Origin of the sequence: Kitasatospora sp. MAA4 (assembly GCF_029893355.1) — a bacterium.
Taxonomy (GTDB): Bacteria; Actinomycetota; Actinomycetes; order Streptomycetales; family Streptomycetaceae; genus Kitasatospora.
Window position 1 is genome coordinate 172,758 of record NZ_JARZAI010000005.1, and the last position, 21,931, is coordinate 194,688.

Annotated in this window: 19 protein-coding genes; 13 read left to right on the forward strand and 6 right to left on the reverse strand. The window is 72.5% G+C overall.

The features are described 5' to 3' along the window. Positions 1–275: 275 nt before the first annotated feature. Positions 276–956 (forward strand): DUF4232 domain-containing protein, encoded by a 681-nt coding sequence (locus P3T37_RS09205; protein WP_280722988.1) that lies wholly within the window; start codon positions 276–278, stop codon positions 954–956. A 13-nt stretch (positions 957–969) separates the two neighbouring features. Here P3T37_RS09205 and P3T37_RS09210 read toward each other — a convergent pair whose 3' ends face one another. Next, positions 970–1,617 (reverse strand): histidine phosphatase family protein, encoded by a 648-nt coding sequence (locus tag P3T37_RS09210; protein WP_280723147.1) that lies wholly within the window; start codon positions 1,615–1,617, stop codon positions 970–972. A 184-nt stretch (positions 1,618–1,801) separates the two neighbouring features. On the opposite strand from P3T37_RS09210, the gene P3T37_RS09215 reads away from it, so the two are divergent. Beyond that, positions 1,802–2,410 carry a TetR/AcrR family transcriptional regulator gene (locus P3T37_RS09215; RefSeq protein WP_280722989.1) on the forward strand — a complete coding sequence of 203 codons (609 nt, stop codon included), beginning with the start codon at positions 1,802–1,804 and terminating at the stop codon, positions 2,408–2,410. A 69-nt stretch (positions 2,411–2,479) separates the two neighbouring features. On the opposite strand, the gene P3T37_RS09220 is transcribed toward P3T37_RS09215, so the two are convergent. Continuing rightward, on the reverse strand, positions 2,480–3,712 hold the full coding sequence (locus P3T37_RS09220; RefSeq protein WP_280722990.1) for a protein phosphatase 2C domain-containing protein: 1,233 nt from the start codon (positions 3,710–3,712) through the stop codon (positions 2,480–2,482). A 295-nt stretch (positions 3,713–4,007) separates the two neighbouring features. Here P3T37_RS09220 and P3T37_RS09225 point away from each other — a divergent pair, with 295 nt between their 5' ends. From P3T37_RS09225 to P3T37_RS09240, 4 genes are all read left to right on the forward strand, one after another. Beyond that, positions 4,008–4,514 carry a hypothetical protein gene (locus P3T37_RS09225; RefSeq protein ID WP_280722991.1) on the forward strand — a complete coding sequence of 169 codons (507 nt, stop codon included), beginning with the start codon at positions 4,008–4,010 and terminating at the stop codon, positions 4,512–4,514. Between the two features lie 129 nt (positions 4,515–4,643). Beyond that, positions 4,644–5,312 carry a DUF3105 domain-containing protein gene (locus P3T37_RS09230; RefSeq protein ID WP_280722992.1) on the forward strand — a complete coding sequence of 223 codons (669 nt, stop codon included), beginning with the start codon at positions 4,644–4,646 and terminating at the stop codon, positions 5,310–5,312. A gap of 8 nt (positions 5,313–5,320) precedes the next feature. Then, positions 5,321–5,983 carry a DUF305 domain-containing protein gene (locus P3T37_RS09235; RefSeq protein ID WP_280722993.1) on the forward strand — a complete coding sequence of 221 codons (663 nt, stop codon included), beginning with the start codon at positions 5,321–5,323 and terminating at the stop codon, positions 5,981–5,983. A gap of 143 nt (positions 5,984–6,126) precedes the next feature. Next, positions 6,127–6,702, forward strand: coding sequence for a MarR family transcriptional regulator (locus P3T37_RS09240; RefSeq protein WP_280722994.1), 576 nt, complete (start codon positions 6,127–6,129; stop codon positions 6,700–6,702). On the opposite strand, the gene P3T37_RS09245 is transcribed toward P3T37_RS09240, so the two are convergent. Then, complete coding sequence (locus P3T37_RS09245) at positions 6,692–8,182, reverse strand: AlkA N-terminal domain-containing protein (RefSeq protein WP_280722995.1); 1,491 nt, start codon at positions 8,180–8,182, stop codon at positions 6,692–6,694. The two genes, P3T37_RS09240 and P3T37_RS09245, sit on opposite strands and share 11 nt — an antisense overlap. A 205-nt stretch (positions 8,183–8,387) precedes the next feature. On the opposite strand from P3T37_RS09245, the gene P3T37_RS09250 reads away from it, so the two are divergent. Beyond that, positions 8,388–9,626 carry a serine hydrolase domain-containing protein gene (locus P3T37_RS09250; protein WP_280722996.1) on the forward strand — a complete coding sequence of 413 codons (1,239 nt, stop codon included), beginning with the start codon at positions 8,388–8,390 and terminating at the stop codon, positions 9,624–9,626. A 7-nt stretch (positions 9,627–9,633) separates the two neighbouring features. On the opposite strand, the gene rsgA is transcribed toward P3T37_RS09250, so the two are convergent. From rsgA to P3T37_RS09265, 3 genes are all read right to left on the reverse strand, one after another. After that, positions 9,634–10,728, reverse strand: coding sequence for a ribosome small subunit-dependent GTPase A (gene rsgA / locus P3T37_RS09255; RefSeq protein WP_280722997.1), 1,095 nt, complete (start codon positions 10,726–10,728; stop codon positions 9,634–9,636). Between the two features lie 226 nt (positions 10,729–10,954). After that, positions 10,955–12,343, reverse strand: coding sequence for a YihY/virulence factor BrkB family protein (locus P3T37_RS09260; RefSeq protein WP_280722998.1), 1,389 nt, complete (start codon positions 12,341–12,343; stop codon positions 10,955–10,957). 81 nt (positions 12,344–12,424) lie between these two features. Beyond that, a complete protein-coding gene (locus P3T37_RS09265) occupies positions 12,425–17,338 on the reverse strand; it encodes a DUF3320 domain-containing protein (protein ID WP_280722999.1) in 4,914 nt (1,637 codons plus the stop codon). Positions 17,339–17,494: 156 nt separating this feature from the next. On the opposite strand from P3T37_RS09265, the gene P3T37_RS37035 reads away from it, so the two are divergent. The 6 genes from P3T37_RS37035 to cysD all read left to right on the forward strand — a co-directional run bounded on the left by P3T37_RS37035 (position 17,495) and on the right by cysD (position 21,930). Next, positions 17,495–17,578, forward strand: a complete 84-nt coding sequence (locus P3T37_RS37035; protein ID WP_310593185.1) for a putative leader peptide — start codon at positions 17,495–17,497, stop codon at positions 17,576–17,578. 186 nt (positions 17,579–17,764) lie between these two features. Further along, positions 17,765–19,489: a nitrite/sulfite reductase gene (locus P3T37_RS09270; protein WP_280723000.1), complete on the forward strand. Its 1,725-nt coding sequence runs from the start codon at positions 17,765–17,767 to the stop codon at positions 19,487–19,489. Continuing rightward, on the forward strand, positions 19,486–19,662 hold the full coding sequence (locus tag P3T37_RS09275) for a hypothetical protein (RefSeq protein WP_280723001.1): 177 nt from the start codon (positions 19,486–19,488) through the stop codon (positions 19,660–19,662). The genes P3T37_RS09270 and P3T37_RS09275 overlap by 4 nt, the downstream gene beginning before the upstream one ends. Beyond that, on the forward strand, positions 19,649–20,344 hold the full coding sequence (locus tag P3T37_RS09280; protein WP_280723002.1) for a phosphoadenylyl-sulfate reductase: 696 nt from the start codon (positions 19,649–19,651) through the stop codon (positions 20,342–20,344). Before P3T37_RS09275 ends, P3T37_RS09280 begins: the two co-directional genes overlap by 14 nt. A 63-nt stretch (positions 20,345–20,407) precedes the next feature. Then, positions 20,408–20,992 (forward strand): adenylyl-sulfate kinase, encoded by a 585-nt coding sequence (gene cysC, locus P3T37_RS09285; protein ID WP_280723148.1) that lies wholly within the window; start codon positions 20,408–20,410, stop codon positions 20,990–20,992. Beyond that, complete coding sequence (gene cysD, locus P3T37_RS09290; protein ID WP_280723003.1) at positions 20,989–21,930, forward strand: sulfate adenylyltransferase subunit CysD; 942 nt, start codon at positions 20,989–20,991, stop codon at positions 21,928–21,930. The genes cysC and cysD overlap by 4 nt, the downstream gene beginning before the upstream one ends. The last annotated feature ends 1 nt before the right edge of the window (position 21,931 follow it).

A 21,931-nucleotide genomic window follows, 5' to 3' on the forward strand; every position in this document is an offset into this window, starting at 1 on the left:
GCGCGGCGGGGCACCGCGTCGTAGTACTTCTCCAGCCGGTGTCCGCCGGTGTCATCCCATTGGTCGAGCGTGCGGCGGGTAGTGTGCGAGCCGGCGGGTGGAGGTCACCTCGGAGCTGCCCTACCAGACGTGTCCCGGTCCCGCCCCGGTTCTGCTGTAGCCGTGTAACGACTGCCCTGGCAGGGTTGGTTGGGCGAGTAGGGTCCGCAGCAGCGGGGATCACAGAGAGTGGATGGATCCGGTGCTGGGATCGGCTCGACGGAGGAGAAACCGCCATGCGTTCAAGGCTCGCTCGACTGATGATGCCGGCCGTCGTCCTGACCTCGGCGGCGCTGACCATGGCGGCCTGCTCGTCCGGCGGCGGCTCGTCCACCACGGCGGGCGCCACCCCGTCCACGCAGCCGACCCCGGCCTCGACGAGCCCGGCCGCCCCGGGGACCTCGTCAGCGGGAGCCGCGACCGGCAGCGGCAGCGGCAGCAGCTCCTCGAAGCCCGCGCCGACCACGCACCCGGCGCAGCCCGTCACCCAGGGCGGCGGAACGCCGGCCTGCAGTAGCAGCCAGCTCACCGCGGCGCTGACCAACTCCGGTGTCGGTGCAGGCCAGTACTACGCCGACCTGGTGTTCACCAACACCTCCGCCACCACCTGCACGCTCACCGGCTACCCGGGCGTCTCCTATGTGACGGCCAACGGCGTCCAGTCCGGCAACCCGGCCGCGCGCAGCGCCGGCAACCCGCAGACCGTGGTCACCCTCAAGCCGCACGGCACCGCGACCGCCCAACTGCACGACAGCAACGGCATCAGCGGCTACAGCCCCTCGCAGTGCGACCTGTCGCCGGCCGACGGCCTGCGCGTCTACCCGCCCGGCCAGACCGCGGCGCTGTTCGTCCCGTGGAAGACCCAGCACTGCGCCGGCCTGAGCATCACGCCGCTGAACATCGGTCCGGTGCAGTAGAACTGACGTCTCCTCAGATGTGCAGTTCAGGCGGGAATCCGGTCCAGCGCAGGTCGGCCGGCAGGTGCCGGGTGTCGTTGAGGCAGAGTACGGAGGACGGGCGGCCCGGCGCGTAACGGATCACCGTCAGCGCGGCGTTGGCGTGGTTGAGGCCGAGCCAGCGCCAGGCGGGCGCGTCGGTGGCGTGCCGAACCAGCCACGCCACCAGGAAGTTGTGCGTGACGACCAGTTCGCGGCAGGCCGCCGCCGATCCTTCCGCGGCCTGCGCCGGGCCGGCGAAACGTTCGACCGCACGGCGGGCCAGCTCCGGGCCCCACGAGCGCTCCTCGGCAGAGGAGTTCAGGAACGTGAGCAGGAAGTCGGCTGCTTCCGGCGGCAGTTCGTCCCGCTCCGGCCAGTACGGCACGTAGTCTCCGGCGAGTTCCGAGACCCGCAGCGGGACGCCGCCGAGCTGCTCGCCGATCAGTCGCGCGGTCTGCGTCGCGCGCGGCAGCGGTCCGTGGTGGACTGCGGCGAAGGGCACCTCCCGCAGCCGGCGGCCGAGCAGGACGGCCTGGCGGCGGCCGTTCTCGGTCAGCCCTCCGCCGGTCGGCTCGCACTCGTCCGACAGGGCCTCGCCGTGCCGGACCAGGTAGAGGTAGCGCGTAACCGTTCCCGTCACCGTCATCCCCGAGGTTTCCTTTGCGCCCGTCGCGATCTCGACCCTGCGTCGCCCGCTGCTTCGGGGACGCCGCCCCTCACTCCCCCGGTTCCTGACCAGGCCGGGGCGTCGGCAGCACGGGCGGGCCACCGCGACGCCTTAGGGTGAGAACGAACGCCAGGAAACGAACCGCGAGGAGCCGAAGATGCCGGAGGTCCGCCCACGACGCCCGGCGCGGCCCCGCGAGGAGGTGCTGGCGGCGGCGATGGCGGCGATCGCCGAGCACGGCCTGGCCAAGCTGACGATGGCCGGCCTCGGCAAGCAGCTCCAGATGAGCGCGGGCCACCTCCTCTACTACTTCGGCAGCAAGGACCAACTGCTGCTGGAGACCCTGCGCTGGAGCGAGGAGCAACTCGGCGAGCGGCGCCGCACGATGCTCGGCCGGCCGGGGCTCACCGCCTGGGAGCGGTTCACGGCGTACGCGGACCTCTACCTCGCGGACGGCCCGGGCGATCCGCGCTGGATCCTCTGGGTCGAGGTCTGGGGCCGCTCCCCCGCGAGCGAGGAGATCCGGCAGGGACAGCTGGCGATCGAGGCGCCCTGGCAGGCCGACCTGGAAGCCCTGATCCGGGACGGTTCGTCGGCGGGCGAGTTCACCCCCGGCCCGGCCGGTGAACGCGCCGTCCAGCTCCGGGCGGTGCTGGACGGGTTCTCGGTGCCGCTCGCCGTCGGCCTGCCCGGCGTACGGCGCGCCGAGTCCGCCGCCCGGGTGGCGGCGGTGGCGGCGGCACTGCTGGGCGCGAACGTCGACTAGTCTGGATCACCGCTGAGGAGTCCGCCATGAGAGGGAATCAGGGCGCGAATCGGGTAGGGAGTCGGTCGGCTAATCGGTCCAGAGGGCGACGGCCGTGCGGTCGTCGGCGTAGCCCTTGGCGCGGACCTGGACCTGGCGTAGGAAGTCGACGGAGCCCGGCGGGTGCGGGTGGGCCCAGTGGGTGGCCAGGAAGTGGGCGACGGCCGGCTCCTCGGCGATCGGCTCCGCAAGCCCCGGGGTGCTGAGCAGCAGGATGTCGCCGGGCGTCGCGGGGACGAGCCGGAAGCGGAACGGGCGGGGTTCGGGGACGGCTGCCGGACCGTCCGGGTGGTGCAGCAGCCGGGCCGCGTAGGCGTCGATCCAGTGGCCGGCGCGCAGCAGGTAGAGGCCGCCCGGGCCGACTCCGAAGGCCGCGCGGTGGCTGGACTCCGGGTCGAGCGAAACGAGTACGCAGTGCAGCGAACCGGCTTCTGCGGCGACGGCCCGCAGTGCGGCGGACGCCCGTACGGTGAGGCGCTGGAGGCCGTAGCGGAGTCGGTCGCGGGCGCCCTCGCGCAGGTCGGCGGCCAGCTCGGCGCGGCTGCGGCCGATCGCCTCGGCGAGCTGGGCGCAGGCCTGGCGGACGGTGTCGCCGAGCTCCTCCGGGGCCGGCGCTTCGGTGCCGGCGGGGTCGGCGGCGGCCGGGTCGGCGGTGGCGGCGCTTCGCGAGCGGCCGGCCAGGACGGCGAGCAGGAGTCCGTCGGATCCCTCGCCGAAGCGGGTCACCAGCAGGGCGTCGCTGCGGGATTCACCGCGGTAGCGGGCGGAGTCGCCGCGGACCGAGGCGGCGCGCAGCGTGAAGCCCGGGTACTGGGCGCCTTCGAGGACGGTGTCGGGGACGACGGCCGCCAGGCGCTCGGGGTGGGCGGCGGGGACGGCGGTGGGCTCGGGGCCATACGTCGGCGGCCGGCCCCCGACGTACGGCGCCGGGCGGGGCGCGGGCACCGGACGGGTGGCGGCGGCTGGGGGCGGGAGAACCGGCGCCGGCTCGGGCTCAGGTTCCGGCTCGGGTTCTGGCTCAGGCTCGGGTTCTGGCTCAGGCTCGGGTTCTGGCTCAGGCTCAAGCGCGACCGGGCCCACGATCGAGGCCACCGAGTCGAACCAGTCGTCCACCGTCACGTCCCCGGCATCCGCCGCCGGGGTGTCCGGCAGGCTGCCGGCCGGTCCCTCGTACACCTGGCCCCACCAGCCGTCCCCGGACGGGACGGCTTCCGGCGATCCGTCGTCCGGGCGCCGTTGCGCGGGCGCACCCTGGTTGGTCATGCCGGCTCCTCGTCCGTGATTCGTTCGGGTCGCTCTGGTCGGATCGAATGGGGTCGGACCGTGTCGAATGGGGTCGCATCGGGTCGGGAAGATCGGTAGGGACAGCTCCTTCCGTCATTCTGCCCATCGCGGTTCGCCGCTGTCCGGACTTTCGGAACGAAGGTCACCGATCGGGTCAGGTCGGTCGGCACGCACGAATCAGGGGACGAATCGGCATGCCGAGCGGCGGATTAATCCGAAAGTGAGGACCCAGGAGGGGGACCGCTTCCCCCGTTCAGCCCATTAATATGTGCGCATGACCGCGCCAGGACCTCTGCGACCGACCCCGGGGAGCGCCGCATTCGTCGGCCGCCCGGCGGGCGCGCTCTGGGTCCTGCTGCTGATCGGCTTCCTGGTCGGCCTGCCCTGTACGGGCTCCGCGCACGCCGCCACCCCGCCGACCGCGCCGCCGGCCGCCACCAAGGCGGCCCCACCGCACGCCCGGCACGCCGCACCGCACACCGCGCAGGCCGCGTCCCGGTCGGTCGCGACGCCGCCCGCCGAACCGCTGAGCGAGCCGCCGTCCCGCCCGATGACGCTGTGCACGGCCGACGGCCCGGCTCCGCGCCCGAGCGACGGCTGCTCCAGCCACCCGTTCAGCACCCAGGACGCACAACTGCCGAACGCTCCCCCGCACCCCGTGCCGGCCGCGCTCCCGCAGCTCGTCACGCTCCGGGCGACGCCCGCGGCCAGGACGACGGCCGGCACCCCCGGCCCGGCGCCCTCCCCCGATCTCCACCTGCTCCAGGTCAACCGGACCTAGGCGGAACCCGCCGCCGCGCCTCTCCCGCCTGCCCGACTCGGCAGAACGGGAGGACCGGCGGTCTCTCCTCCCCTGCCTCACCTCATTCCGCCGCGCGCCGAGCGCTCGGCGGGGACAAGGAAGATCCCCGTGGGTTCCGCCTCCAAGCAGTCCAACAAGAAGTCACTCGGCGGCAAGGCGGCGACCGCCGACCGCCGCGAGCGGATCGCGCAGCTGCGCGCCGAGGAAGAGCGCCGCGAGCGCCGCAACAAGATCGTCGCGTTCTCGATAGCCGGCGTGGTGCTGCTCGGCGCCGTCGGCACCGGCGTCTTCGTCGTCAAGAACGCCGCCGACAAGAAGGCCGCGCAGACGGCCGCCGCCAAGGCCCCGATCGAGGGCGTGAAGACGTACAGCAACCTGACCCGCAACCACGTGACCACGCCGGTCACCTACCCGCAGACCCCGCCGGTCGGCGGCGACCACAACCCGGTCTGGCTGAACTGCATGGGCACCGTCTACGACAAGCCGGTGCAGAACGAGAACGCGGTGCACTCGCTGGAGCACGGCGCCGTCTGGGTCACCTACAACGGCAAGGCCAGCGCGGCCGACATCAAGACGCTCTCCGACAAGGTCAAGGGCACCCCGTACTCGCTGATGAGCCCGTACCCGACCGAGACGGGCACCATCACGCTGACGGCCTGGGGCACCCAGCTCGTGGTGGACAGCGCGAGCGACCCGCGGGTGGAGAAGTTCTTCACCAAGTACGTCCAGGGTCCGCAGACCCAGGAGCCGGGCGCGTCCTGCAGCACGGCCCAGTGAGCGCCGCCATGACGGACGAAGCGGACGAGACGAACGGAAGGCGCCGCCGGACGGTCTGGTGGCCCGCCGCGCTGGCTGCCGCGATCGCGCTCTGCCTGGGCGTCCCGGCGCTGCTCGCGGGCGGTTCGGCGGCCTCCGGCACGGCCGTGACCGCGCCGGCCACCACGTCGCCCGAGGCCGGGTTCGCCCGCGACATGTCGACGCACCATCAGCAGGCGATCGACATGTCGTTCATCATCCGGGACCGGACCGACAACGCCGAGGTCCGCAACCTGGCCTTCGACATCATCAACACCCAGGCCAACCAGCGCGGCATGATGATGGGCTGGCTCGACCAGTGGGGGCTCACCCAGAGCTCCCCGGCCGCACCGATGGCCTGGATGCAGATGGCCCCCTACCAGGCGCACGACGGCTCGCTGATGCCCGGCATGGCGACCAACGCGCAGCTGGACCAGCTGCGCGGTCTCAGCGGCCAGGCGGCGGAGATCTTCTACCTCCAGCTGATGATGCAGCACCACACGGGCGGCATCGCGATGGCGCAGGGGTACGTCGAGCTCGCGAAGAACCCCGCCGAGAAGAGCCTGGCCGAGTCGATGGTGGCCGGGCAGACCGGGGAGCTCCAGCTGATGACGACGATGCTCGCCGAGCGCGGGGCCAAGCCGCTCTCCTGAGCTGCCCACCCCGAGAAGGGGGCCTGCCCGACAGACCGGGCAGGCCCCCTTCTCGGTGCCCGATCCAATCGTTGCCGGAAGTACTCCCGTACAGATCTGGTCGGCGACAGAGCCTTGTGCTAGGAACCGCTACGCTGTCGCCCATGCCGCCGCAGCCCCACCCCGGTACGACCGGGCCGAGTTCCGCGCACCCCGCCCCACCCGCGACCACGTCCGGGCTGGAGGAGGCGCTGGCCATCGAGCGCGCCCAGCGGCTGACCGACGTGGTCACCAGGCTGCGCCGGGCACTGCGCAGCAGCATCCGCACGGACTACCCGTGGGAGTCGCTGCCGATGGCCCAGGTCGAGCTGCTTCAGACGCTCGCCGCCGCGCCACTGCGGGTCGGCGAGCTGGCGGCGCGCCAGCGGCTGGCCCCCAACACCGTCAGCGGGCTGGTGGGGAAGCTGTTGGACGCCGGCTTCGTGGACCGCCAGGCCGACCCGGGCGACCGCCGTACGGCGCGGATCGCCCTCACCGCGGCGGGCCACCAGCAGTTGCTGGACTGGCAGCAGGCCCACGAACGGCGCATCGCCAACGCCCTGGGCACGCTCTCCGCCGCCGACCACGACGCGGTGATGGCCGCCCTGCCCGGCCTGGACCGGCTCGCCCAGGCACTGGCCGGCGCCGGCGGACCGGCCGCGTCGGCGCCGACGGCCGGGGCTGACGGAATCAAGGGCTGACGGCCGCCAGCACCCACAGGTGGTGCACCGCGTACGACCGCCACGGCGCCCAGGGGGCCGACTGCCGTTCGGCGGACTTCGGGTCCCCCGCCAGGCCCAGCCGCAGCAGCCCGTGCCGCACCCCGGCGTCGCCGGGCAGGAAGACGTCCGGGTCGGCCATCGCCCGCATCCGCAGGTAGCCGACCGTCCAGGGCCCGATCCCGCGCAGCGCCAGCAGCTCGGCCGCCGCCTGCGCGCGGTCCACGCCGCCGTCCAGCCGTACGGTCCCGTAGGCGAGCGCCGCGCAGAGGCCGCGCAGCGCCTGCTGCCGGGCGGCCGGCATCGCCAGGTCGGCCGGGTCGGCCCCGGCCAGCGCCTCGGCCGTGGGGAAGAGCAGGCTGAGCCCGCCGCTGGGCTCGGGCAGCGGGACGCCGTAGCGCACCGCGAGCCTGCCGGCCAGTGTGCGCGCCGCGGCGACCGTGACCTGCTGGCCGAGCACCGCGCGCACCGCCAGCTCGTGCGGGTCCACGTGCCCGGGTGAGCGCAGTCCGGGACGGCGGGCCACGGCCGAGCCGAGCACCGGGTCCGCGCCCAGCTGCTCGGCCACCGTCTCCGGGTCGGCGTCGAGGTCGAAGAGCGCGCGCAGCCGGTGCACGGCGGTGGTCAGGTCCCGCAGGTCGGCCAGTTGCAGCCGGCAGTCCAGCCACCCCCGGTCCGCCGGGACGCCGGGGCCCAGCGAGTCCACCTCGGCGATGCCGTGCCCGTGCGGGAGTGCCAGCGTCCGCCGGTACGTCCGTACAGCTGAGCCCGCCGGGACGACCTCCTCGACGCCCGGCACCGCACGCAGCGCCAGGAAGTCCATCAGGTGCTCGCTGTCGATCGGCCCGCGGTAGGCCAGCCGCAGGCTCAGCGTGCCCACCGGCGCCACCGCCCGCACCCCGCCGCCGCTCTCCTCGCGCAGGCCGCTCGGCGTGCGGTCGTAGACGGCCCGGACGGTGTCGTTGAACTGCCGGACCGAGGCGAAGCCCGCCGCGAACGCCACCTCGGTCACCGGCAGCCCGGTCGTCTGCAGCAACAGCCGTGCGGCCTGCGCGCGTTGGGCGCGGGCGAGGGCAATCGGGCCGGCGCCGAGTTCGGCGGTCAGCTGGCGCTGGAGCTGGCGCGCGCTGTAGCCCAGGCGGTCGGCGAGCCCGGCGACGCCCTCGCGGTCCACCACACCGTCGCCGATCAGCCGCACGGCCCGGCCGACCAGGTCGGCCCGGTGGTTCCATTCGGGCGAGCCGGGCACCGAGTCCGGCCGGCAGCGGCGGCAGGCGCGGAAGCCGGCGCCCTGCGCGGCGGCCGCCGTGGGGTAGAAGGAGCAGTTGACGCGCTTGGGCGTCATGGCCGGGCAGCTGGGGCGGCAGTAGATACCGGTGCTCGTCACCGCGGTGAAGAAGACCCCGTCGAAGCGGGCGTCCCGGCTGTCCACGGCCCGGTAGCGGGTCTCGTCGTCGATCACGCGGTCCAGTGTGCTCCTTCGGCGGCGCCGGAACTAGCGGGATTCGGACACCGCCGTCGCCCCGAGGGCAGGGTCGGACCTGACAGACGATCAGGGGCGGATCGGGGCTCGCTCAGGGTTGATCCCGATACCCGGTGGATCACCGACCGAGCAAGCTGATCACAGCAGCAACCAGCCACCGACCAGCCACTCCACGGAGAATCCGATGAACCCGCTCGTGCGCCGTATCGCGACCCTCGGCCTCGCCGGCACCGCCCTGCTGAGCACCACCGCCGCGACCGGCACCCAGGCGTTCGCCGCGGACGCCGCTGCGAGCCCGGCCGCCGCAGCGCTCTTCCCGCCCCTCGACCCCGCCGCACTCCAGGCCGCCATCCAGACCCGGCCCACCGACGGGGCCTCCGGCGCGATCGCCCGGATCGGCGAGCCCGGCCAGCTCTGGACCGGCTCCACGGTGGACAGCCAGACCGGCCGCCCGATCCCGGACAACGCGCACTTCCACATCGGCAGCATCTCCAAGACCTTCGAGACCGCCGTCGTCCTGCAACTGGCCGCCGAGGGCACGATCGACCTCGATCAGACCGTCCAGAACTACCTACCCGGCCTGCTCCCGGCGAACTTCGAGCCGATCACCGTCCGCGAGCTGATCAACTTCACCAGCGGGCTGCCGAACGTGGACGAGGGCCTGCCCCCGCAGAGCGCCGACGAGGTGATCGCCGACCGCTACAACTACCGCACCTTCGACCAGATCATCCAGCAGACCCTGCGCCCCGCCGACCGCCCGCATCCCGGCCCGCACTTCACCCCCGGCACCGAACAGGAGTACAACTCGCTCGGCTTCCGCATCGCCGGCGAGCTCATCGAGCAGCGGACCGGCCACTCGTTCAAGGACGAGGTCACCGCGCGCATCCTCAACCCCCTGCACCTGAACCAGACTTCGGTGCCCGAGGACGACCCCGTCATGCCGCGGCCCTACCTGCACGGCTACATGACGAACAGTCAGGGCACGGCAGTGGACGTCAGCGAGCAGGGCGGCGACCCGTCCAACATGATCTCCACCCCCGCCGACCTGGACCACTTCATCACCGCCCTGTTCCAGGGCCGCGTCGTGCCCGCCGGGCAGCTGAACGAGATGTTCACGCTGCCGACCGACGGCACCGGCAAGCCCGTCCCGTACATCGGCGGCGACTGCGACCCGGGGAGCGGCAAGCCGGCCACCGCCTGCTTCGGCGCCGGCCTGATGTCCACCCCGCTGCCCGGCGGCAATCTGCTCTGGGGCAAGACCGGCCACGACGACGGCTACGCCAACGGCGTGTTCGCCACCCGCGACCTCTCCCTGCGCGCGGTCTTCTCGGTGTCCAACATGAGCTCCGACTTCGGCCCGCCGACCGCGCTCTCCAGCCGACTGCTGACGGCGGTACTCATGCCGTCAGCAGCCAAGAGCTGAAGCTCCCTCACGGCCGCACGCGGCCCCGGACCGCCTTGGTGCGCGCCTTCCACAGCTTGGTCCGCTCGCCGGCGAGCCTGGCGTCCGAGCGTGAGGCGATCCACTCGTTCTCGCGCTGGAGCTTGAGGTAGCTCTCCATCCGGCGCTCGTGCAGCGAGCCGTCCGCCAGCGCCGCCAGTACGGCGCAGCCGGGCTCGGAGCGGTGCGAGCAGTCGTGGAAACGGCAGTCCTCGGCCAGCCCCTCGATGTCCGAGAAGGCCTGCGCGAGGCCCTCGCCGCCGTACAGGCCGACCTCGCGCAGGCCGGGCGTGTCGATCAGCACGCCGCCGCCCGGCAGCGCGAACAGCTCGCGCGTGGTGGTGGTGTGCCGGCCCTTGCCGTCACTGTCGCGGGTCTGCTGGACGATCATCCGGTCGGCCCCCGTCAGCGCGTTGGTGAGGGTGGACTTGCCCGCGCCGGACTGCCCGATCAGCACCGTGGTGCCGGGCGTGCAGGCCCGCAGGACGTCCAGGCCCTCGCCCGTCTCGGCGCTGACCACCAGCACGGTGACGCCCGGCGCCGCGCGCTCGACGTCCTCGCGGATGAAGTCCGCGTCGTCGACCAGGTCGGCCTTGGTGAGTGCCACCATCGGCTGCGCGCCGCTCTCCCAGGCGAGCGCCAGGAAGCGCTCGACCCGGCCGAGGTCGGGGTCGGACGCCAGCGAGACGGCGATCAGGACGGTGTCGACGTTGGCCGCCAGCACCTGGCCGTCCGAGCGCATGCCGGCGCCCTTGCGGATGATCGCGGTGCTGCGCGGGAGCAGCGCCGAGACCGCGGGCATCGGGGTGGCCGCGAGATCGACGGCCGCCCAGTCACCGGTACAGGGGTTGTCCTTGGTCTCCGCGCTGCCGACCGGCCGGGTGTCGGCGCGGACGGTGCGCAGTTCGCCGCTCTCGGGATCGAGGACGGCGACGTCGGCCTGCCCCCGGTCGACCCGGACGAGCCGGCCGGGAGTGAGCCCCGCCTCGGCGAGGGGGGCGAAGAGCTCGTCGAGCTCGGCGGTCCAGCCGTAACCGGACAGCCCGGACGAGGGTGCAGCAAAGTCAGAAGTCGCGTTGAACAACGCAGTGCCCTTCGGGAGGAATGCGATTCCCGGGGGCTGAGCGAACGTCAGCCGGCAGCCGGGAGGGTGAGGAGGACGAGGTCGCTGCGCTGGGCAGCGGTGACGACGGTGACAGCCACGAGGCCCACCTCCCGCTTCTTCTCCGGTTCCGATGCGCCGGCCACTCGGTCGGCGCGCGGTCGGCAGCCTACGACAGCTGCTGCCGACCGCGCACTCCGATTTCCGGCTACTCGTGCGGAGCGTCCCAGGGCGGGCGCGGCGGGTAGCTCGGCAGCGCGGAGTCCACCGGGCCCAGGCCGCCCGGGAACCGGCCGTCCGAACCCCAGGGCTCGGCGGGGTGCTCCACCGGGCCGGGGACGGGCGACGCGCCGTGTCCGCCGGGGACCGGTCGTGCGGCGTGGTGCGGGGACGGCCGGGGTCCGGGCCGGTCGCTGTCCGGCGGGGGCGGCGGCGTCCGGCGGGAGCGGCGCGAGCCCAGCCGGCCGCGCACGTTGCCGGGCGGCAGGAAGTCCGCCCAGCGCTCCGGGTACTCGGACGGCACGTCGTCGCCCTCGTCCTCGTCCTCGTCCTCGACGCCGTCGCCGAGCCCCAACTCGCGGGCCAGCCGCGCCCGCTCGGCGGCCCGCCGGGTGCCGGCCGCGCGGACCAGCGCCTCGGCGGCCTGCTCGCTGGCGCGCTCGTTCTCGGCCCGCGCGTCGGCGGACTCCACGCTGGGCCAGCGGCGGTCTATGGCGGCGTTCATGGCGGCGCCGATCAGCACCGCGATCGCCACCACGAAGATCCAGAGCAGCACCGCGATGGGCGCCGCCAGCTTGCCGTAGACGGTCGGGCCCTCGACCGAGTGGATCAGGTAGACCCGCAGCACCACGCTGCAGATCACCAGCACCCCGAGCGCCACCAGCGCGCCCGGCAGGTCCTCCCGCCAGGGCGTGCTGACGGGCACTGCCAGGTGGTACAGCGTGGTGAGGAAGACCACCAGCAGCAGTATCGCCACCGGCCAGTAGAGCGCGCTGATCACGCCGGTGCTGTTCGGCAGCGCGTTCATCACGAGCCCGGGCCCGGCCACCAGCAGCGGCAGCACCAGCGAGCCGATCACCAGCGCGCCCAGGTACAGGCCGAGCGACATCGCCCGGGTCTTGACGATGCCCCGCTTGCCGTCCAGCCCGTACATCACGGTGATGGTGTCGATGAAGATGTAGAGCGCGCGCGAGCCGGACCAGAACGAGAACAGGAAGCCGATCGAGATCAGGTCCGGTCGGCCGCCCGCGAACACGCTGTTCAGCAGCGGCTTGACGATCTGGTCGATCGACGAGGTCGAGAGCACGGTGCCGGCCGCCGTGATGATGTCCTGCTGGAGCTTCTGGATGGTGCCGGCGCCGAGCAGGTCGTCCAGGTAGCCGAGCGTCCCGGCCAGGCAGAGCAGCAGCGGCGGAATCGACAGCAGGGTGAAGAACGCCGCCTCCGCCGCGAGCCCGGTGACCCGGTACTCGACACAGGTGTTCGCGGTGTCCTTGAGCAGCGCCCACACGGTGCTCCGCCAGCTGGAGCGCCTGGCCGCCCGCCGCGCGCCCTTGCCGCGCCGTCGCGACGGCCGCTCCGCGTCCGCTCTGCTCATCTCACCTGGTGGCTGCACGTACCTACGGTATCGGGACCGGTATCGCCCGATCACCCACCCGGGCGCCGGCGGACCGGGCGCTCACCGGGACACCGCGAGCCGGTCCCGCGAGCCGACCAGCTCACCGGCGGCGAGAAGCGCCACCAGGTCGGTCTCCAGCGCATCGCGGATGTCGGCGCCCAGCCGCTTCCACCCGAAGACCTCCCGCACCTGGCGGACCAGCTCCTCCTGGCTCATCCCCGGGGATTCCGCCACCAGTTCCCGGATCGCCAGGCGCCGCTCCCTCGGGTCCACCTGGGCCACCCGACGGGTACAGCGTTCCACCGGAGTGCGGGCCCGCAGCTCGCGCCGGTCCGCACCGGACGCGAACTCACCGTCCCAGCGGACCAGCCCGGCGCGGGTCAGTCCGTCCAGCACGGTGCTGATGTTGTCCCGGATGCGGCTCCCCGCCCGGTCGAGGTGCCACGCCTCCCTGGCCCGCTGCACCAGCAGGTCCTGGTGGATCGGTCCCTCGATCTCGACGATCTGCGCCAGCACCGATCGCAGCTGGGTCCGGGCCTCGGGCGTGTGCAGTTCGGCCGAGACGACGACGCGCAGGCTCGCCACGCGATAGGGCTCGGTCCAGGTCCGGGCCGGTTCCTGCGGGACGGGTACGCGTACGGGCTCGGGCTTGGCCTCGGGCTCGGGCTCCGCCGGGGCCTCGGCCGCCTGGACCGGTGCCGCAGGCTCGGTGTGCAGAGGGCGCTCGACGGCCTTCTCGACGGCGTTCTCGACGGCCTCGCGCAGCCTGCGCTCCGCCTCCGGTCGGTTGCGGTACCAGTCGGTGCCCCAGATCCGGTGCAGGGTCCACCCCAGGCCGGTCAGGACCTGCTCACGCAGCCGATCGCGATCCCGGGCCGCCCGGGAGGAGTGGTACATCGCGCCGTCGCACTCGATCCCCAGCGCGAACGAGCCCTCCGCCGCCGGGTGCCGCACGCCCAGGTCGATGCGAAACCCCGCGACGCCCACCTGCGGTTGGACCAGGTACCCCCAGTCGCGCAGCACGCCGAGAACCGCCACCTCGAACGGGCTGTCGGGCTCGCGCTCCTCCTGGACGAGGTCCTGGCTGAGCACCGAGGGACCGTGCTCCGCGTACTCCAGGTAGCGCTTGAGGTGCTGGACGCTCGGGTTGGTGCTGTCCTTGAGCTGACCGCCCGTGAACGAGGAGACCACCTCGACCCGGTAGCGGGCGCGGGTGACCGCGACATTGAGCCGCCGCCAGCCGCCCTCCCGGTTGATCGGCCCGAAGTTCAGACCGAGCTTGCCGTGCTCGTCGGGTCCGTAGCCGATCGACATGATCATCACGTCCCGCTCGTCACCCTGCACCGACTCCAGGTTCTTCACGAAGAAGCCGTCCAGACGGCCCTCGGTGAAGCAGTGCTCCAGATCGGGCCGGGCGATCCGCGCCTGCTGGACGGCGAGTTCGATCGCCGCGGCCTGAGCCTGCGAGAGCGCCACCACGCCGAGGCTCCGTCCCGGCCTGGTGTCGAAGTGGTGCACGACCCGCCGGGCGACCGCCTGGGCCTCGATCCAGTTGTCCCGCCGCCCGCCGCGGTCGTACGAACCGTCGGCCGGCACCAACTCGACGCCGACATCCGGGCCGTGCTCCTGAGCCCCGGGGAAGGTGATCATCGAGTTGTCGTAGAACGACCGGTTGCTGAAGGTGATCAGATCCTCGTGCCGGCTGCGGTAGTGCCACCGCAGCGGCAGGGCCCGCATCGCACCGGCCTTGCAGGCGTCCAGCAGCGACTCGAAGGAGTCGGGTACGTCCTCGTCGTACTCCTCCGATTCGTCCTCGGCGCTGGAGCCGAAGAACGAGGTGGGCGGGAGCTGCTTCTCGTCGCCCGCCACGATCAGGGCGGCCGCCCGGTAGACGCAGTTGATCGCGTCACTGGGCCGGACCTGGGACGCCTCGTCGAAGATCACGACGTCGAAGTCGTAGTCCGGAGGCAGGAACTGACTGACCGTCAAGGGGCTCATCATGAAGCAGGGTTTGACCGATCGCACCACGTCGCGGGTGCGGCCGAGCAACTCGCGCACCGGCAGGTGCCGAGTCTTCTTCTCGGCCTCGCGGACGATCAGCCCGCCGGCCCCGATGCTGGGGTTGCGCGGCCTGCGCGCGTTGCACGCGGCGGCCACGGTGCCGCCCGCCGCGGTGACCAGACGCTGGTCGGCCTGGCGGAACGCCTCCACGCGGGCGTCGAGATCAGCCGCACGCGCCGTCCGCAGACGCGGATCCGACTCCAGGAGCCGATCCACCCAGTAGGCGCAGACCGCGAGTTCGACCGTCTCGGCGAACTGTCCGGCGCCAATGCCGCGTTCGGCCACCCGCACCGGCAGATCGTCCAGCCCCGAGCGCCCCAGGACAGTGCGCCCGTCCCGGAACGCCTGCCACTCCTGCGGCCCGTCGGCATCGTCGCGCAGTGACCGCAGCTCCCCCTCGGCCAGTGCGAGTGAGCCGAGCAGCTGAGGCAGCAGCTCGGCGGAGCGGGCCTCGTCGAAGAGCTGGAGCAGCTCACGCACACCGGTCGACCAGCGGGCCGAACGCTCCTCGGCCACCGCGCACCAGTCACTCAACGCCAGCCGGACGGACCGTACTTGGGCTCGGGTGAGCTGGTCGGGCGGGACCCCGTCGGCCAGCCGCCCGGCGAGCCGGGGCAGGTTCAGCTCGCGGCTGTCACCGGTGGCCGCACCTCGGGCGAGCAGGCTGATCCGTCGGCCGACCTGAAGGGCCTGATCCAGCGGCGCCAGAGCCTGCGCCGCCGAGGCCGCGTCGGTCGGCGCATAGCGCTCCAGCAGAGCTGCGCTGTCGGCGACCAGCCTGCGGAGCGCGCGGTCGGCATGCTGCCAGGCGACCGCATCCCGCAGACGCCCCTGGACGGCCTTCGGCCGGACGCCCGCGCGTGCGAGAGCCGCGACGGCCTTCTTGTCCGTCCGGTGCCGGCGACTCATCCGGGTCGCCAGACTGCCCTGCGCCTCGGCGAACCGCCGTTCGAGGTCGACCAGTTCATCGCACCCGAGGACCTCCTCGGTGAAGACGTCCGCGGCCGCGCCGGCCCTGGCCGCCAGTTCGGCCACCGCCGCTCGCAACTCTTCGGCGAGGGCCGCGACTTGTTCGAACACCTCGGGCACGAACCAACCCGCCGCCGGACGGTGCGGCGCGTCGGCGAGGTCGGCCAGCCCGCAGAGGGCCAGCGCCGCGTCGACGCCGTCCGGCTCGGTCACCCCGAAGCTGTCGGCGATGACGGCGAGCGTCGACGACTGGTCACCGCGGAGCACCGGCTCGCCGACCGGAGCACCGTCCGTGCGGGGCAGCCCGGCCCGCACGACGGCGGCGGCCTGCGCGATCCCGTCCGAGGTCTGCGGCGCGGGACGCGCCGTGCGCAGCGGGAACTGGTCGACGGCGGACCTCAGCTCGGCGAGCGCGTCCTCGGCCTCGGCCAGCGCGGCGAGCGGCGAGCGGCCGTACTCGGTCCGATCCCGCAGCCCGCGCCAGACGAACCGGTCCGTCTCCAGCACCGGACGCCAGGCCCGGGCCACCGCGTCGCACGCGCTCTGCAGCTCCTGAAGCCCCTGAGCACTCAGCTCGCGGACCGCCCTCGAAGCCGCGGGGCGAAGGGTGAGCCGCTGGATGCCGGCGGCCTCCAGCGCCACGACCCGCCCGATCACCGCGTGAAGGCTGCGGCCCAGCGGCTGGCGGGTCTCGTTCATCGCCGCCGCGTGCGCGGACAGCTCCTCGCGCAGCTGCCGCGCGTGGGACAGCTCGTGCTCGGCCGCTCCCACGGCCGGCAGAACCGAGGTGAGCACCCGGTTGAGCTCCTGAGCCACGGCCCGCTTGGTCGTGTCACCGCTGTGCAGGGCGAGCACTAGGTCGGCGAGGCCGACGGAGGCGAGGCGATTGCGCACGACGTCGAGCGCGGCCGCCTTCTCACTGACGAACAGCACCGTACGGCCCGAGTGCATCAGGGCGGCGATCATGTTCGCGATGGTCTGGCTCTTGCCCGTGCCGGGCGGGCCGTTCATCACGAACGAGCGGCCGGCCATCGCGGCGGCGATGCACTGGCGCTGCGAGGCGTCGGCGTCCAGGACCAGCGGGGTCTGCTCGGGGATCTGGAGTTCGTCGATCCGGTCCAGGGCAGGCGGTTCGAAGCCGATCAGGTCGGCGGGGAGCCCGGAGTCCGGGCCGAGGCCGATGGCACGGATCAGCGGATGGCTCAGGATCCGCTGCTCGTTCTGCAGCAGATCCTGGTACATCGACTCGCGGTGCGAGGCGAACAGGCCCAGGACCAGCCGGTCCGCAACCTCCCAGCCGTCCTGCTGTGCGGCGACCTGGCTGGCCGCGGCCACCACCGCGGGCAGGTTCGCGCAGTCGAGCTCGGCCACGGACTGCCAGTCGACGCCGAGGCCGGCGAGTTTGACGGACAGCGCCGGATTGTGGATCGGTTCCTGATCCTCGGCCGCGTACAGGCGCGGGCGCCCGTCGCGGTCGCGCCGCAGGGTGACCGGGATCAGCACCAGCGGCGCCGCGCTGCTCTCGGTCGCGCCGGCCTCGCGCCAGTCGAGCATGCCGAAGCCGAGCCAGAGCACCCAGAGGCCGTAGTCGTTGAACATCTGCGCGGAACGCAGCCGCAGCTGGGTGAGCGAGGCGTCCAGGCCCGCCTGGGTGGTCTTCTGGGTGACGACGCGCACCGAGCGCCCGCCGATCGCCGGCCGGGCGTCGGACGGCTCCTCGGGCTCCTCGGAGGGGCTTTCGAAGTCCCAGCCGCGTGTGAGACCGGCCACCAGCGCGACGGCATCCGGTGCGATGATCTCCAGCGTGCCGGTCCGGGTGTGCCGGAAGTTCAGCAGACGATTGCGCCCGCCCATGTCCAGCAGCGAGGTCCGCCATCCGGTGAGGACGGTCCGGAGCCGGTCGAGCCCCGGGTCGGTGGTGGCAGTCGAGCGCTGGTCGTCCATGCAGATGTAACTATCACTCCAGCCGCCTCTCCGTGACCGAATGCCCAAGTCGGGGTGAGCAGGGCACAAAGCCCCGCATCTCACGATCCGAAACAAAGGCGTCCGCATTCTGGACGTTGGTGGACCGGGCCTCGCTCGGCGTGCGAATCTCTTGCCATGCCGAGCGCCGGAACCACCCTAGTAGGTCGACTTCACGTCGATCTCCTTCGCGTGTCCAGCGCCATCTGTCCGGTGACCTGAGCCCCACCCCGCCGCCGCCACCGCACTGGCGCCACTCGCAGCCCCCGTCGCGCCGCAGCCGATGGGCGGGCGCCCACCGGCCGAGGTCACTGCTTCCCACATCCTGTCGAAGATCCGCAGGTCACAGCAGCGACGAGCCCGGGAACGCCCCGAACCTCGCACCGCCACCTGCCCGAAGGACGACACATGCCCACCACTCCCGACCCGGCCGCGCCCCAGCCCGCCGACGCCCCCAAGCGTCCCGCTGCCGCCGCCCGCAAGGTGTCCCGCCACCGCGGTGAGGGCCAGTGGGGCATGGGCCACTTCACCCCGCTCAACGCCAACGAGCAGTTCAAGAAGGACGACGACGGTCTCAACGTGCGGACACGCATTGAGACGATCTACGCCAAGAACGGCTTCGACTCCATCGATCCGTCCGATCTGCGCGGCCGGATGCGCTGGTGGGGGCTGTACACCCAGCGCAAGGAGGGCATCGACGGCGGCAAGACCGCGATCCTGGACCCGCACGAGCTGGACGCCGAGTTCTTCATGCTCCGGGTCCGGATCGACGGCGGGCGCCTGACCGTCGCGCAGCTGAAGGCGATCGCCGAGGTGTCCGAGCTGTACGGACGCGGCACCGCCGACCTGACCGACCGGCAGAACATCCAGTACCACTGGATCCGGATCGAGGACATGCCCGCGATCTGGCAGAAGCTGGAGGGCGTCGGCCTGTCCACCACCGAGGCCTGCGGTGACACCCCGCGCGTGATCCTCGGCTCGCCGGTGGCCGGCATCGCCGAGGACGAGATCATCGACGGCACCTCCGCCATCGACGAGATCCAGCGGCGCTTCATCGGCAACCCGGACTTCTCCAACCTGCCGCGCAAGTTCAAGTCGGCGGTCTCCGGCTCGCCGCAGCTGGACGTGGCGCACGAGATCAACGACATCGCCTTCGTCGGCGTGAACCACCCCGAGCACGGCCCGGGCTTCGACCTCTGGGTCGGCGGCGGGCTCTCCACCAACCCCAAGCTGGGCGTGCGCCTGGGCGCCTGGGTCCCGCTGGAGGAGGTCGCGGACGTCTACGGCGGCGTGATCGGCATCTTCCGCGACTACGGCTACCGCCGGCTGCGCAACCGCGCCCGCTTGAAGTTCCTGGTCGCCGACTGGGGCGTGGAGAAGTTCCGCCAGGTGCTCCAGGACGAGTACCTCAAGTACGAGCTGATCGACGGCCCCGCGCCCGAGCAGCCCACCGGCGTCTGGCGCGACCACGTCGGCGTGCACCGGCAGAAGGACGGCCGCTTCTACGTCGGCTTCGCGCCGCGGGTCGGCCGGGTGCACGGCAAGCTGCTCGGCCAGATCGCCGAGCTGGCCGCCGCGCACGGCTCCGACCGGCTGCGCACCACCGCCGAGCAGAAGATGCTGGTGCTGGACATCGCCGAGGACCAGGTCGAGTCGCTGGTCGCGGGCCTGGAGGCGCTGGACCTGCGGGTCACCCCGTCCCCGTTCCGGCGCGGCACGATGGCCTGCACCGGCATCGAGTACTGCAAGCTCGCCATCGTCGAGACCAAGGAGCGCGGGCGCACCCTGATCGACGAGCTGGAGCAGCGGCTGCCCGAGTTCGCCGAGCCGCTCACCATCAACATCAACGGCTGCCCGAACGCCTGCGCCCGTATCCAGGTGGCGGACATCGGTCTCAAGGGGCAGCTGGTCTCGGACGAGAACGGCGAGCAGGTGGAGGGCTACCAGGTCCACCTGGGCGGCGCGCTCGGCCTGGAAGCCGGGTTCGGCCGCAAGGTCCGCGGCCTCAAGGTCACCAGCGCCGGCCTGCCGGACTACGTCGAGCGGCTGCTGACCCGCTTCCAGGCCGACCGCAGGGAGGGCGAGCGGTTCGCCCAGTGGACGGCCCGGGCCAGCGAGGAGCAGCTGTCGTGAGCGAGCGAGCGGCACCCTTCTACTGCCCGTACTGCGGCGACGAGGACCTGCGTCCCTCGGAGAGCGGCGGTCACGGCGCCTGGGAGTGCGCGTCCTGCCGGCGCGCGTTCCAGCTGAAGTTCCTCGGACTGCTGTCGGCACCGAACGGAGGTGTGAGCGATGACCAGCACTGACCTCGAAGCACTCGCCATCGCGGCGGGCCGCGACCTGGAGGAGGCCTCCGCGCAGGAGATCATGCGCTGGGCCGCCGAGACCTTCGGCAGCAAGCTCTGCGTGACCTCCTCGATGGAGGACGCGGTCGTCGCCCACCTGGCGTCGACGGCGCTCCCCGGCATCGACGTGGTCTTCCTGGACACCGGCTACCACTTCCCGGAGACCATCGGCACCCGGGACGCGGTCGCCGCGAGCATGCCGCTCAACGTCATCACGCTGACGCCGCGTCAGTCGGTGGCCGAGCAGGACGCCGAGTACGGCGCGAACCTGCACGACCGCGACCCGGACCTGTGCTGCTCGCTGCGCAAGGTCGAGCCGCTCCAGCGCGGCCTCGGAGCCTACGACGCGTGGGCCACCGGGCTGCGCCGCGACGAGTCGCCGAGCCGTGCGAACACCCCAGTGGTGGCCTGGGACAACAGGCGTCGCAAGGTGAAAATCGCCCCGATCGCACGCTGGACGCAGGACGACGTGACCGCGTACGTTCACGCCCACGGGGTTCTGCTCAACCCGCTGCTGTGGGAGGGGTACACCTCGGTCGGCTGCGCGCCGCTCTCCTGCACCCGCAAGCCCGGCGCGGACGAAGAGGGCAGGGCCGGCCGCTGGGCCGGATCCGGCAAGACCGAGTGTGGAATCCACCTCTGAGCAGCAACGCTCTTCAACGCTCAATCAAGAACCTGGAGTTGTGACGTGACGACAGCCGACACCCTGGCCGCCGGGGAAGCAGCCGCAGAGGCGGCCCCCGCGGCCGACCCCTGCGGGCGCGGCGCCACCGTGTGGCTGACCGGGCTGCCCAGCGCGGGCAAGACCACCCTCGCCTTCGCCCTGGCCGACCGGCTGCGCGCCGAGGGCCACCGGGTGGAGGTCCTGGACGGGGACGAGATCCGCGAATTCCTCTCCAAGGGACTGGGGTTCAGCAAGGAGGACCGGCACACCAACGTGACCCGGATCGGCTTCGTCGCCGAGCGGCTGGCCGCGCACGGTGTGAAGGTGCTCGCCCCGGTGATCGCCCCCTACGCCGACTCCCGGGCCGCCGTCCGCGCCCAACACGCCAAGAACGGCACCGAGTTCCTGGAGATCCACGTCGCCACCCCGGTGGACGTCTGCTCCGAGCGGGACGTCAAGGGCCTGTACGCGAAGCAGGCGGCCGGAGAAATCAAGCACCTGACCGGCGTGGACGACCCGTACGAGGCTCCCGAGAGCCCCGACCTGCGGATCCTGACGCACACCCAGTCGGTCGCCGAGTCCGCCGCCGACCTGCACGCCCTTCTGACGAACAGGGGTCTGGCATGACGACCGCAACCACGCAGAGCCTGCGCGAGGAAAGCGGCAACGCCTTCACGCTGTCCCACCTGGACGCGCTGGAGGCCGAGTCGGTGCACATCTTCCGCGAGGTGGCGGGGGAGTTCGAGCGCCCGGTGATCCTCTTCTCCGGCGGCAAGGACTCCATCGTCATGCTGCACCTGGCGCTGAAGGCCTTCTGGCCGGCGCCGGTGCCCTTCTCGCTGCTGCACGTCGACACCGGGCACAACTTCCCCGAGGTCATCGAGTACCGCGACCGCACCGTCGCCCAGCACAACCTGCGCCTGCACGTGGCGCACGTGCAGGACTTCATCGACGACGGCCGGCTGCGCGAGCGCCCGGACGGCACCCGCAACCCGCTGCAGACCGTCCCGCTGCTGGACGCGATCGAGTCGAACAAGTTCGACGCCGTCTTCGGCGGCGGCCGCCGCGACGAGGAGAAGGCCCGCGCCAAGGAGCGCGTCTTCTCCCTGCGCGACGAGTTCGGCGCCTGGGACCCGCGCCGCCAGCGCCCCGAGCTGTGGTCGCTCTACAACGGCAAGCACGCGGTCGGCGAGCACGTCCGGGTCTTCCCGCTCTCCAACTGGACCGAGCTGGACGTCTGGCAGTACATCGAGCGCGAGAACATCGAGCTCCCCGAGATCTACTACGCCCACGAGCGCGACGTCTTCGCCCGCGACGGCATGTGGCTCACCGCCGGCGCCTGGGGCGGCCCCAAGGACAGCGAGACCGTCCAGCGCCGCCTGATCCGCTACCGCACGGTCGGCGACATGTCCTGCACCGGCGCCGTCGACTCCGACGCCGTCAGCATCGCGGACGTGATCACCGAGATCGCCGCCAGCCGCCTCACCGAACGCGGGGCCACCCGGGCCGACGACAAGCTGTCCGAGGCCGCCATGGAAGACCGCAAGCGCGAGGGGTACTTCTAAC

Bases quoted from the DNA above. Each gene is read 5' to 3' on its own strand.
- P3T37_RS09205 (WP_280722988.1), top strand. From the start codon at position 276: ATGCGTTCAAGGCTCGCTCGACTGATGATGCCGGCCGTCGTCCTGACC.
- P3T37_RS09215 (WP_280722989.1), top strand. From the start codon at position 1,802: ATGCCGGAGGTCCGCCCACGACGCCCGGCGCGGCCCCGCGAGGAGGTG.
- P3T37_RS09220 (WP_280722990.1), bottom strand. From the start codon at position 3,712: ATGACCAACCAGGGTGCGCCCGCGCAACGGCGCCCGGACGACGGATCG.
- P3T37_RS09225 (WP_280722991.1), top strand. From the start codon at position 4,008: ATGACCGCGCCAGGACCTCTGCGACCGACCCCGGGGAGCGCCGCATTC.
- P3T37_RS09235 (WP_280722993.1), top strand. From the start codon at position 5,321: ATGACGGACGAAGCGGACGAGACGAACGGAAGGCGCCGCCGGACGGTC.
- P3T37_RS09240 (WP_280722994.1), top strand. From the start codon at position 6,127: ATGCCGCCGCAGCCCCACCCCGGTACGACCGGGCCGAGTTCCGCGCAC.
- P3T37_RS09250 (WP_280722996.1), top strand. From the start codon at position 8,388: ATGAACCCGCTCGTGCGCCGTATCGCGACCCTCGGCCTCGCCGGCACC.
- P3T37_RS09260 (WP_280722998.1), bottom strand. From the start codon at position 12,343: ATGAGCAGAGCGGACGCGGAGCGGCCGTCGCGACGGCGCGGCAAGGGC.
- P3T37_RS09265 (WP_280722999.1), bottom strand. From the start codon at position 17,338: ATGGACGACCAGCGCTCGACTGCCACCACCGACCCGGGGCTCGACCGG.
- P3T37_RS37035 (WP_310593185.1), top strand. From the start codon at position 17,495: ATGCCGAGCGCCGGAACCACCCTAGTAGGTCGACTTCACGTCGATCTC.
- P3T37_RS09270 (WP_280723000.1), top strand. From the start codon at position 17,765: ATGCCCACCACTCCCGACCCGGCCGCGCCCCAGCCCGCCGACGCCCCC.
- P3T37_RS09280 (WP_280723002.1), top strand. From the start codon at position 19,649: ATGACCAGCACTGACCTCGAAGCACTCGCCATCGCGGCGGGCCGCGAC.
- cysD (WP_280723003.1), top strand. From the start codon at position 20,989: ATGACGACCGCAACCACGCAGAGCCTGCGCGAGGAAAGCGGCAACGCC.